Origin of the sequence: Ruminococcus flavefaciens ATCC 19208, from assembly GCF_000518765.1 — a bacterium.
Taxonomy (GTDB): domain Bacteria; phylum Bacillota; class Clostridia; order Oscillospirales; family Ruminococcaceae; genus Ruminococcus; species Ruminococcus flavefaciens.
The window spans coordinates 67,018-79,432 of the sequence record NZ_KI912490.1 but is presented as its reverse complement, the minus strand read 5'-3'; the positions used below and the strand labels follow the sequence as shown (position 1 = coordinate 79,432).

Sequence of the window (12,415 nt, the reverse complement as noted above, 5' to 3'; positions counted from 1 at the left end):
AGTATCGCTTCGGTGGTACTTCCGTTTTTTTAAGGAGTAATTTATGAGCGCAGAAACTATAGTAAAAGAGATAAGAAAAAAGTATAAAAATGGCAGCACATTATTAGTCGGTATCGACGGTCTGGGCGGTGCAGGCAAGAGCACCGTTGCATATGAGGTCAGCAGACTTCTTGATGCAGAGGGGATAAATACCTCGGTATTTCACATAGACGATTTTATTCACCCTAAGGCTGTCAGATACAATGACGACTATCCTCAGTGGGAGCAGTATTATTATTTGCAGTGGCGGTATGACTATTTTCTGAGTGCTGTTGCAAAGCCTGTACGCGATGGCAGGGAAGTGCCGCCAATAGAGCTTTATAACAAGGAAAACGACAGCTATATCACAGATATGAGGAGCATACCAAAGGGAAGCATCGTCATTACCGAAGGAGTATTTTTGCAGCGAGAAGAGCTTGAAGGTGCATTTGACTTTATGATATATGTTGATGCTGCCGAAGAAGAAAGACTGAGACGTGTACTGTGCAGGGACGGATATATCGGAGATGAAGCTGATATCCGCCGAAAGTATAATGAGCGTTATTTTCCTGCGGAGCATTTCTACGCGAAAAAATACTGCCCAGCCAAAAATGCAGACCTTGTAATATAAAAAACAGCACTTTTGCAGAAGCTTTTATGCTGATCATTAAGAGCCCCCCTTTTTCAAAAGGGGGGCTCTCGATATTAATATGAGTACCGCGGTTAGTTTGCATATACCTTCGTAGTTGTAGAAGGCTGTTCTGCTGTTGCAGCTCCGACAGTAGTAGGTTCAGGTGCGGTTGTACCAGATAGTGTAGTAGTTGCTATAGTTGTAGTTTTACTTGTTTCGCTTGCAGTAACTTCGGTAGAAGCAGTTGTGCTTTCTGTGGTTTCTGTAGAAGTAACTGTAGTAGTAGTAGTAGTAGTAGTAGTTGTTGTTGTTGTTGTTGTTGCAGCAGTTGTTATGACTGGCTTGGCAAATTCCTTTTCTTTTCCGGTAAGATATCTCTGGAGCAGAACAAGGTCAGCGACAGTTACCTCGCTGTCACCGTTAAGGTTCGCATTAACAGGTGGCTGAGTGTCGCCTGTTAATATGTCGATAAGGACTTTTCTCATTGCAGGAAGATCAAACAGGTCGACATTGCCGTCGTTATTGATATCGCCCTGAATGATAATATTTTTCCATGTGTCAGCAAGATCGGCGGCTAAAGGCTGTGTTTTATCAACTCCTATATAGAAATCGTCAAGATAGAAGTCCTCGGAATTGTTCGGAACTTCAAAATAAAGTACGGGATCATAGGCGTAATCAGGCAAAGTATAAGATCTGTTTGAAAGATCTACCCACTCATTTGAGCTGCCGCTGTTTGAAGCAATAACATCATACTGAGTCACACCGTCAGCGTCCTTATACTGTAAAAGCAGGCGATAGTCTGAGTTTTCAACATACTGCTGCATTAATGCAGCTCCGATGCTGTATGTATTACCGGGCTTGAAGGTATATGTATCAAGGGGATATAAAGCATTGATCTCTGTATTTACTCGATTGCATACGCAGAGAGAATATCCTCTTTTAGTACCGTAATTGGTTACAGAATATGCAGAGTATCCTTTTTGGAGCCAGTTTGTAGATTTTGCACTTTCAAACTTATCCTTGATATAATAGCCGTTGCTGTCGGGCTTAATAGCATTGGGAGTCGGCGGCGGGGGATAAATGCTGAGTTTTTTGACATTTGCAGAACCTGATGATCTGAATCCTTCAACATCGAAAACAACATTATAAAGTGTTCCGGATACGTCAAGTCCCAATCTGTCCCATGCGTCAAAATGATCTGATACATTTATCGTACCGCGTACCTTATTAGTTGTATTATCCTTGCAGGAATTTGTCTGACGAACGCTCCAATAAGTAGGAAATGAACTTGTACCCCAGATACATGGCTGATTATAGCGCATTGTTTTATATACATCATAGATATTGCCGTTGAGTGTGAAAACACCTTTTTTGTTATCACTTGATCCGGGTGGTCTCCAGCTGCCCCAGCCTTCAATTATATAGTATTCGGCAAGAGGCGTTTCCATCCAGCCGTATACTCCGAAGAAAGCATTTCCCTTTGGGCTGAATTCAATATCATAGTCGACAGTTATGTCATAGTTGAGCTTTTTATAATTCTTTTTCTTCACATTATAATAATATCCCATATCGAAAACACAGTTTTCTACATCGTCCCACGAGCATTCAAAGCTTTTGTCATGGGGCTCAATATTGGCAGTACCGGCACAAGACTGATTCCAGATTTCCCATTTATAGCCATTTATAGTGCCAATTTCCTGCTGGTCGGCAGCAACGGTGATGAAGGGGACAGAAGCAGCTGATATGATAACAGCCATGCCTGCACTTAAAAATTTTTTGAGTTTCCTTAATTTCACTTAAATCACTCCTCAAAACAAGTTAAAAAATAATAATTTCAGTAAATGATGTTTGAAACAACATTACCCGTATTTTACTTCTGGATTAATTATAGTTTTCAATTTACAAAAAATCAAGTCGTTTATTGCTGATGTTATCAATAATTACTAAATATTGCCACGCAAGTGGATAGTTTTTTAAGATATATGAAAGTTTATAAAACCTTATTATACTTTATTTCAAGAAAGATAGCAACCTAATATTTAAAGATAAGGTGGAAATTATACTGAAAGATTTTAAAATCGAATGTTAAATAACTAAATTATGATATTGTTAACAGAAAAGTAATATTTGATGTAGAAATATTACCATTTTTATCATAATTTTGGTATAAGATGATACCATGTATCATTATAATTTAAGTGATATAAAAAAGAGAAGCGCATTTTGTATCGTTTTTATTCAAAATGCACACAAGAAGGGTAATTAAAAGTAAAAACTTAATACTGGGGGCAGACTTATGAAAAAAATGATCCTCTCATTCGTAACCTCTGCGGCTCTTGCTATCCCCGCTGCGGCTGTTTTGCCGCAACTTGAGGCAAAAGCGGACAATCCTTGTATCCAGACCATTTACAGTACCGATCCCGCACCTATGGTGTATGATGATACGGTTTACTTGTACACAGGCCGTGACAAGGATAATTCCGACTTTTATTACATGCCTGACTGGCATTGTTACTCGTCGCAGGATATGCAGAACTGGACGGATCATGGCATGATCCTGTCATGGGACAGCTTTACGTGGGGCAAGGAAGATACTGCGTGGGCTGCACAGTGCATCGAGAGAAATGGTAAGTTCTATTACTATGTGACACTTGAGCACAAAAACGGCGGCGGACGTGCGATAGGTGTTGCAGTAGCCGACTCACCTACAGGACCTTTCAAGGACGCTTTAGGCAAGCCTCTTGTTGGTCCGAACTGGGATTATATTGATCCTACTGTATTTATCGATGATGACGGACAGGCATGGCTCATGTTCGGCAATCCGAGCTGCTACTATGTCAGACTCAACGAGGACATGGTGAGCTATTCGGGTTCTGTGGGAAAATTTGATATGAACGCTCAGACCTTCGGACCGTCGAGCAAGGCTTCTTCTTACGGAGAAGGTCCGTGGTTCTACAAGCGAAATGATAAGTATTATCTTGTATTTGCTGCATTCTACGGCAATGACGGAAGCGAGAGCTTAGGCTATTCAACTGCGCCATCGCCTACAGGTCCGTGGACTTACGGCGGTCAGGTCATGAAGTCACATAACTGCTTCACGAACCACCCGGGAGTTATCGACTTCAAGGGGCATTCCTACTTATTCTATCATGATGCCAGCCTTCCGGGCGGCGGAAGCTTTGACAGAAGCGTATGCATAGATGAGTTTATTTATGGCTCTGACGGTTCTATACCGACGATATCTCCTACGAAAAGCGGTCCTGACCAGTTGCAGGCTCTTGATCCGTACAAGCGCGTAGAGGCTGAGACTATCTGTTTCTCGAATGGCGTAAAGACCGAAAAATGCTCCGAGGGCGGAATGAATATAGGCAATATCCGGAACGGAAGCTATATCAAGGTAAAGGGAGTTGACTTCGGCAGCGGTACAAATAAATTTACGGCAAGTGTATCCTCCGACAGTGAGGGCGGAGATATCGAAATATATCTTGACAGTCTTACAGGAAAAAAGATCGGGACCTGTAAGGCGTCCAACACAGGAGGCTGGCAGTCGTGGAAGGAAGTTTCATGTGATATCAGCGGCGCAAGCGGCGAGCATGATCTTTACTTCAAGTTTACAGGCGGCAGCAATTATCTGCTGAATATGGACTGGTGGCGCTTCGGCGACGGCGAGAATACTTCTGTTGTTACAACAACTGCAGCTGCGACAAGGCAGGAATCGTCGGTAACTACGACAGTTACTACAGTTGATGTTACGCCTGATAACGGTGATTATCTTCTGAATTGCTCATTTGAGAGCGGTGCTGACGACTTTGACGGCAGAGCAGGTGCAAAGGTAGCTGCTTCTTCAAGCAAGTCTTTCAGCGGAAACGGTTCGCTTTACTGCTCAGACAGATCTGAGGCGTATCAGGGTGCAGTTATAGAGCTGGGAAGCAAATTCAAGGCAGGAGAGAGCTATAGCTTCAGTGCCAATGTTATGTATGACACAGGCAGAGACTATGATACTTTTCACTTCACCATGCAGTATGAGCTTGACGGTGATGTAAATTATGCGAAGATCGACACTGTTCAGGCACTGAAAGGCAAGTGGGTACAGCTTTCAAATGAAAACTTCAAAATTCCTGTGGGTGCTGAGAATATCTCGATTTACGTTGAGACAGATAAGAGCACAGGTGATTTCTATATTGATGATATCAAGGCAGCGAAGTCAGGTACGGTCATCGAAGGAGCTGTAGGCGGATTTTATATGCTTGGTGATATAAATATGGACGGCTGTGTAAACTCACTTGATCTTGTACGTGCAAGAAAAATACTTATCAGCTCCGACAGCGATCATTCAAATATCAATGGAGATGTTGACAAGAGCAAAGCATTTGAGCTCAATGATCTTGTTCTTCTTCAGAGATACCTGATTGGCAGGATAGCTGAATTCCCTGATAATACTCCCGAAACACCTACAAGGGACTTCGATTATAATGCTGATCTGCAATTTAAGGAAGCTCCTGGAAACTACCTTAACCCGTGCTCGCAGGCGGGAAAGATAGTTAAGGAGAGCTATAACGGAATAAACGGACAGAACAGTCTTAATGTATATCTCCCTTACGGCTATGATCCGAGCAAGAAGTACAATATCTTCTATCTCATGCATGGCGGCGGAGAAAATGAGAATACTATATTCAGCGACGATGTAAAGCTGAATTATATCCTCGACAATATGATAATGAACGGTGAGCTTGAGCCGATGATCGTAGTAACGCCTACTTTCAACAAGACAGAGGCAGCCAAGTTCTACGACGAGTTCCGCAGGAGCGTTGTACCGTTCGTTGAAAAGAAATATTCCACATATGCCGAGGGCGATGTGTCGGAAGAAAATCTCAGAGCAACAAGAATGCACCGTGCTTACGGAGGCTTCTCAATGGGCGGTCTCTCAACATGGTGTGTAGCAGATCATGATATGGACATCGTTGGCTACTTTATGCCGCTTTCAGGTAATAACTGGGAGGGTATGAACACTCTTACCAAGGAGATCGACAGCCTTGGACTTGAAAAGAATCAGTATTACATCTTTGCAGCTACGGGATCTGATGATATTGCTTACAGCAATATGAAGCCCGAAATGGAAGATCTCAAGATTCGTTCCAACTACTTTACTTACACATCAGATTTCTCACAGGGCAACTTATATTGGCTGGTTGCTCAAGGCAAAACGCATTGGTGGGGCTATGTAAGGCATTATGTATATGACGCACTGCCTTACTTCTTCCACGAAACAGGTGAATGATCGACCTCTTTTCTGATACGAGTCCGCTGTGCACAAAATGTATAGCGGACTCGATTTAGGACATATAAAGATGTTGAATAATTCATAAATAAATGGTATAATAAGGTAAAGTAATTAATATGAGAGGTGAAATACATGAGTGATTATACCGAAAAGTACATTTCCTCCCATCTCTTCCTAAAACGCGAAGAAGGCTTTGAACACGCCCCGTTTGACAGGGAGATAGCCTGCTATGAAAGCATTTGCTCAGGTAATATCGAGCTTGTAAAGGTCTTTGCGACACCGCTTTGCAGCGAAGGCTACGGAATATTGAGCAAGGATCCGCTCAGAAATCTGAAATATCATTTCAGCATTTCGGCTGCGCTTATTGCACGTTTCTGCATAAACAGCGGAATGACGCTCGAAGAAGCTTACAATCTCAGTGATATTTATATTATGAAGGCTGATGAATGCCGTACCGAGGCGGAGGTTCATCAGGTGCATCAGGAAATGATCGAAGGTTATACGCGGCATATGAGAAGAGTCCGCAACAGCGGTATCTACTCCAAGCAGATAGTACGTGCGCTGGACTATATAAGCGATCATCTGCACGGAAAGATAATGATCGAAGATGCAGCCGATTACCTCAAGATCAGCCCTGCATATCTTTCAAGACTTTTTAAGGCAGAGACAGGTATTGCATTCAGCAATTATGTAAGCAAGACTAAGGCTGAGGAAGCAGCAAATCTATTGACCTTCTCGGAGTATACAGACTCTGAGATAAGTAATCTTCTGGGATTCAGTTCGCAGAGCTACTTCATAAAGATATTCAAGAAATATCTGGGAGTTACTCCAAAGGAGTACAAAAAGCGATATAAATTCCCTGATTTTACTAAAGAAAATCATTAAAACGGCTTATCCCCTGCATTTGCGGGGGATAACATTTTATGCAGATATCATAAAATTGCCAAATATGACACTAAAATAATATAATTTGAGGCTTGAAAATGTTATAATCAGCACAATGAATATATTTTTTCTTGATTTTTCAATGTGGATTTGTCATTAAAACGTTATATTAATAAGAATGGAGAATGTGCAATGATCATTAACAATGTTGGCTTCGACCACTGCCATGATGCGGACTTTTTTATTGACAGACCCGACGGAAGCGGTGATTACCTGCTTCTCCTTGTACGTACACCTGCTGTTTTTGAGATCAACGGCAAAGAGATCACCACCCCCGCAGGTTCGGTATTTATCTATCCCAAGGGCAGGCCTCAGCGTTACCGCTGTGTGCTGCTGAATGTTTTCGAGAACGACTGGGTACACTTTGATTTCGATGATGCAGGAGAGGAAGAAGAGTTCCTGAAAATGGGCATACCGCTTGAGACAGCTATAACTATGCCTCTTGAATTTCTCAGCTATTGCGTTAAGTCTATAGCTTATGAGAGATATTCCGACAATATTTGCAGAAGCGAATCATCAGAATTGTTTATGCGCCTGATGTTTATAAAGATACGTGAAAAAACACTAAACAGTATATCAGGCAGAAGAAGTACACAGTTTGAGCTTATCTCAACTGTGCGCAATAAGATATATAGCAGACCCTATGAACAGCGCAGCGTAGACAGCACAGCACATGAAGTGCGCATGAGCCGTTCGGCATTTCAGCACGCCTACAAAAAACACTTTGGCATGACATTCATTGAAGATCTTGTAAAGAGCAGAGTAAGCTATGCTAAGATGCTTCTCTCCACTACCAATATGAATATAACCGACATTTCAACGAGCAGCGGATACCACAGCTATGTTCACTTTGCAAGGCAGTTCAAGGAGCAGACAGGATTTACTCCGTCTGAGTACCGTAAAAAAACACAAAATGTTACATAATGTGTTTTATAAGTTATTGCGCATGCTTGCATATTTTGTTACAATTAGTGTATAAATGTGACTAATGTCACGGAATGAGAGGGAATGTAATGAAAAAGCACAATTTCAAACGATGTGCAGCAGTTATAGCTGTCTGCACCATCATGGCATCAGCTCTTCCTGTTGTTTCCGCACCGGTTGCGGCAGCAGGGAACATCATCAAGAACTCGACATTTGAAACAGGGACATCAGGCTGGGGAACATACAAAGAGAGCGGCGGTAAGTGCTCGCTTACCACAGAGGACGGAAAGCTTGCACTGAAAATAACTTCTGTCGGCAAGCTCAATTATGCTGTTCAGCTCAACTATGATATCATTCCGCTTTACAAGAACGGTGTTTATCGTTTTAAATACGATATTTCAAGTACCGTTGACCGTTACGTAGAGGGTATGATCCAGCAGAACGGCGGCAAGTATCAGGCGTATACATGGAAGGGTATCCAGGTCACATCTACACCTCAGACAATAGATTATGAGTTTACCATGAAGGAAGACACCGATATCATGGCTAAGATGTGCTTCAACTGCGGCTTGCAGGAGAAGGATCCCGAGCTTGGTGAGCACACTATCTACCTTGACAACGTTTCTCTTGAGCTCGTTGATGACAGCAACGTTGATTATTCAGCTGACAAGGCTTATGAGCCCGACATAAACATCAATCAGGTAGGATACAGAACTAATGCTCAGAAAGTAGCTGTATTCAGAAATGTTTCAAATGCCGCATCGTTTGAAGTTGTAAATGCGGATACGAATGTAAGTGTTTACACAGGAACACTTGAAGGTCCTGTAAGCAATACAGGCGCAAACGAGACAAACTACAAGGGCGATTTCTCAAAGGTTACTGCTGCCGGTAATTATTACATCAAGTGCAGCGGTCTTGACAATTCATATACCTTCACTATCGGCGACAATGTTTACGGAAATCTTCTTGATGATTCCGTAAAGATGCTTTACTTACAGCGCTGCGGCGTTGCTGTAGAGGGCGGCAAGTTCAGCCATGCTGCTTGTCATACATCGATGGCAACAGTTTACGGAACAAGCGACAAGATCGACGTTTCGGGCGGCTGGCACGATGCAGGTGACTACGGCAGATATGTAGTTCCTGCTGCAAAGGCTGTAGCTGACCTGCTTTACGCATACGGTGCTGCACCTTCACTTTACAGCGACAGCATCGGTATCCCCGAGAGCGGAAACGGCGTTGCAGATATACTCGACGAAGCACGTTTCGAGCTTGAGTGGATGAAGAAGATGCAGAGAAGCGACGGCGGTGTTTACCACAAGGTAAGCTGCGCTAACTTCCCGGGATTTGTAATGCCTGAAAAGGAAACAGGTGAGCTTATAGTAACTCCTGTTTCTTCAACAGCAACTGCTGATTTCTGTGCATCTATGGCTCTGGCATACGAGTTCTACAAGGACGTTGACAGCACATTCGCTGCTGACTGCCTCAGCCGTGCAAAGAAGGCTTGGGACTATCTCCAGCAGAATCCCGATTTCAACTTCAAGAACCCTATAGATATAGTTACAGGCGACTACGGCGACAAGACCGACAGGGACGAGCGTTACTGGGCTGCTATACAGATGTATCGTGCAACAGGTGACAGCAGTTACATCAGCGGCGTAAGCGGTGCTATGAGCGGACTTGACTGGTCAACAGTAGGCGATTATGGCAATATCGCAATCCTCACAATGAAGGATCCCGATGTTAATTCGGCTGTATACAGAAATGCTAAGGAGGAGATACTCTCTCAGGCTGACAGCTTTGTAAAAATTGCCAAGAATTCAGGCTACGGTGTAGCACTTTCAAAGTTCAACTGGGGCAGCAACATGACAGTTGCAAATGCAGGTATCGTTCTCGGTCTTGCATATCAGCTCACAGGAGACGCTGCATACCTTAACGCTGCCAACGGACAGCTTGATTACCTCCTCGGTACAAATCCGCTGGGAACAAGCTTTATGACAGGCTACGGCACAGTATCACCTCAGAATCCTCACCACAGACCTTCTGTTGCAGCAGGCGAGGCTATGAAGGGTATGCTTGTCGGCGGCGTAAACTCTGCACTTGAGGACAGTGCTGCAAAGGCATATTGTGCAGATGCACCTGCTTACAAGTGCTATATCGACAACAGTGAAAGCTACTCAACAAACGAGATAACCATTTACTGGAATTCTCCTCTTACATATCTGCTCACACTTACAGACGGTGCAGCAGCTTCACAGCAGATCGTAGTAACACCTCCGACTCCTTCGGGCGTAACAAAATGGGGTGATGCTAACTGCGACGGCGATGTTGATATGTCTGACGTTGTACTGGTAATGCAGTCTCTTGCTAATCCTAATAAGTACGGCGTTAACGGTTCAAGCAATGACCATATAACAGCACAGGGCGTTGCAAATGCAGACGTTTACGAGAACGGCACAAATCTTACAGGAAATGATGCTGTTTCTATCCAGAAGTACCTTCTCGGTCTTGTAAGTCTTCCTGAGTCATATGCTGCTCAGCCTGTAGTTACGACTACAACTCAGCCTGCTGCAACTACAACTACCACTACAACAACTACAAAAAAGACGACCACAACGACTACAACGACCAGCACTACAACAACTACCACAACTACAACTTCTCCGAGCGTAAATCTTCCGTTCCCTGACAAGGGCACACCTATGAATACCAAGGCAACTATGGTATCTGATTTCCGCACAGGAAAGGGCGGCGACTTCTTCGCATCTAACGGCTGGACAAACGGCAAGCCGTTCGACTGCTGGTGGTATGAGAGAAATGCTGTTATCAAGAACGGACTTCTTGAACTGAGCGTTGACCAGAAGTGGACGAACGACAGCAATCCTGACTGGAATCCACGCTATTCGGGCGGTGAGTTCCGTACAAACAATTTCTATCACTACGGCTACTATGAGACTTCTATGCAGGCTATAAAGAATGACGGCGTTGTATCTTCGTTCTTCACCTACACAGGCGAGTCTGACAAGAATCCGTGGGACGAGATAGATATCGAGATCCTCGGTAAGGATACAACTAAGGTTCAGCTCAATTATTACACAAACGGACAGGGCAACCACGAGAAGATGATCGATCTCGGATTTGATGCATCACAGGAATTCCACACTTACGGATTTGACTGGCAGCCTGACCACATTACATGGTATATCGACGGAAAGCCTGTACACACAGCTACACAGAATATACCGCGTACAGCAGGCAAGATCATGATGAATGCATGGCCCGGTCTTACAGTTGATGACTGGCTCAAGCCTTTCAACGGCAGAACCCCTCTTGTTGCACGTTATCAGTGGGTAACATACAACAAGCAATAATAAGTTTGTAACATTCTTCCATTATACATTAGTCAAGGGCGGTACTAAGTACCGCCCTTTGGCTGTATATAACATAATATGGTGATTCGCCACGTGGTGAATGAACTATATTCTTTGCTTTGACATTGATCAGTAAATACAAAAAATCCCGAAAGTGGTATAAAGCTGCTTTCGGGATTTGCTTTTTTAATTTATAAGATTTTTTTTTCAAATCATTTTTGGTCAGTTGTGATCGGAGATCTTATACAGGGTCTTGAACTCTGTGGGAGTGCAGTTTTTGGCTTTTTTGAAAGCTCGGTTGAAGGTAGTCAGACTTGCAAAGCCTGCCCTCATGGCTACCTCGGTTACAGACAGGTTAGGGTCGATAAGCAGGCGCTCGGCGGCCTTTATCCTCTTGCTGTTGATGTACTGTATATACGAAACATGATTGTATTTTTTGAATATACGTGAAAAATGATATTTGCTGTAGCCTGCTATGGAAGCTATCTTTTCAAGCGGTATCTCATACATATAATTCTGGTTGATGTACTTCATGACCATGCCGAATTTTCTCGTATCATCGCGTCCTGCGGGGTCGCTTGCAAAGATATCGGCAGCCTGTGTGAGCTGATATTCTCTGACAGCAGTGAGCATTTTGATGAGATAGATATAAATTTTTACATCGGCAAGAGTGGATTTTGAATAGTATTCCGAGTATATATCAAGTATGCTTTTGCGCGAAAGTATGTAAAGCTCTTTGCTTACTTCGGGAGTTATATGGAATGCTGATGAAAAGACGGGAACGATAGCTTCAAGAGCAGGTACGTCACTAAGTATGCTGTTATTGCATTGGAAGATTATTCTTCGTCCTTCCTGTGCAGGCATTGAATGCAGCTCGCCGGGCGGGATTATGATGATCTCCTTTTCGTTAAGATTATAGTCCACACCGCCGGATGTCACGGTGAACCCGTTATGCAAGGGGATGATGATTTCTACGGCATTATGCCAGTGAGTTGGATATTCCTCGATTTCATCATTGTCATAAAGCATTACAAAACGTTGGTTTTCGTACTCAACAGTCTCATAATCTCCCGATAGATTCTTAATCATGATTAGCCTCCTTGACCAAAAATTGTTGTGAAATTTATGTCAATGTTCATAATTTCCTGTTGTTTCTATAGCAATTATACACCATTACGATAATATTTGTAAAGGGGATTTAAAGAATTTGTGCAATCTTAGCAATTCTTGATTAAACAGCCGCAATAA

General features: G+C 43.1%; 7 protein-coding genes. 5 read left to right on the top strand and 2 right to left on the bottom strand.

The window, feature by feature from the left end:
• The first annotated feature begins 43 nt into the window (after window positions 1-43).
• Window positions 44-649, top strand: a complete 606-nt coding sequence (locus tag L870_RS0110550; protein WP_037272018.1) for a nucleoside/nucleotide kinase family protein — start codon at window positions 44-46, stop codon at window positions 647-649.
• A gap of 92 nt (window positions 650-741) precedes the next feature.
• Here L870_RS0110550 and L870_RS0110545 read toward each other — a convergent pair whose 3' ends face one another.
• Window positions 742-2,445 carry a glycoside hydrolase family 11 protein gene (locus L870_RS0110545; RefSeq protein ID WP_028518119.1) on the bottom strand — a complete coding sequence of 568 codons (1,704 nt, stop codon included), beginning with the start codon at window positions 2,443-2,445 and terminating at the stop codon, window positions 742-744.
• Between the two features lie 500 nt (window positions 2,446-2,945).
• On the opposite strand from L870_RS0110545, the gene L870_RS0110540 reads away from it, so the two are divergent.
• From L870_RS0110540 to bglS, 4 genes are all read left to right on the top strand, one after another.
• Complete coding sequence (locus L870_RS0110540; protein ID WP_028518118.1) at window positions 2,946-5,927, top strand: family 43 glycosylhydrolase; 2,982 nt, start codon at window positions 2,946-2,948, stop codon at window positions 5,925-5,927.
• Between the two features lie 135 nt (window positions 5,928-6,062).
• Complete coding sequence (locus L870_RS0110535; RefSeq protein ID WP_028518117.1) at window positions 6,063-6,815, top strand: AraC family transcriptional regulator; 753 nt, start codon at window positions 6,063-6,065, stop codon at window positions 6,813-6,815.
• A 192-nt stretch (window positions 6,816-7,007) separates the two neighbouring features.
• Window positions 7,008-7,799: an AraC family transcriptional regulator gene (locus tag L870_RS0110530; protein WP_028518116.1), complete on the top strand. Its 792-nt coding sequence runs from the start codon at window positions 7,008-7,010 to the stop codon at window positions 7,797-7,799.
• 89 nt (window positions 7,800-7,888) lie between these two features.
• Entirely contained in the window at window positions 7,889-11,167 is a 3,279-nt protein-coding gene (bglS, locus tag L870_RS20155; RefSeq protein WP_080676419.1) for a beta-glucanase, read from the top strand.
• A gap of 222 nt (window positions 11,168-11,389) precedes the next feature.
• Here the strand turns inward: bglS and L870_RS0110520 are convergent, their stop codons facing one another.
• Entirely contained in the window at window positions 11,390-12,256 is an 867-nt protein-coding gene (locus L870_RS0110520; protein WP_028518115.1) for an AraC family transcriptional regulator, read from the bottom strand.
• Window positions 12,257-12,415: the final 159 nt, after the last annotated feature.

Excerpts from the sequence above, each read along its gene's own strand:
- L870_RS0110550 (WP_037272018.1), top strand. The coding sequence starts at position 44 with ATGAGCGCAGAAACTATAGTAAAAGAGATAAGAAAAAAGTATAAAAAT.
- L870_RS0110540 (WP_028518118.1), top strand. The coding sequence starts at position 2,946 with ATGAAAAAAATGATCCTCTCATTCGTAACCTCTGCGGCTCTTGCTATC.
- L870_RS0110535 (WP_028518117.1), top strand. The coding sequence starts at position 6,063 with ATGAGTGATTATACCGAAAAGTACATTTCCTCCCATCTCTTCCTAAAA.
- L870_RS0110530 (WP_028518116.1), top strand. The coding sequence starts at position 7,008 with ATGATCATTAACAATGTTGGCTTCGACCACTGCCATGATGCGGACTTT.
- bglS (WP_080676419.1), top strand. The coding sequence starts at position 7,889 with ATGAAAAAGCACAATTTCAAACGATGTGCAGCAGTTATAGCTGTCTGC.
- L870_RS0110520 (WP_028518115.1), bottom strand. The coding sequence starts at position 12,256 with ATGATTAAGAATCTATCGGGAGATTATGAGACTGTTGAGTACGAAAAC.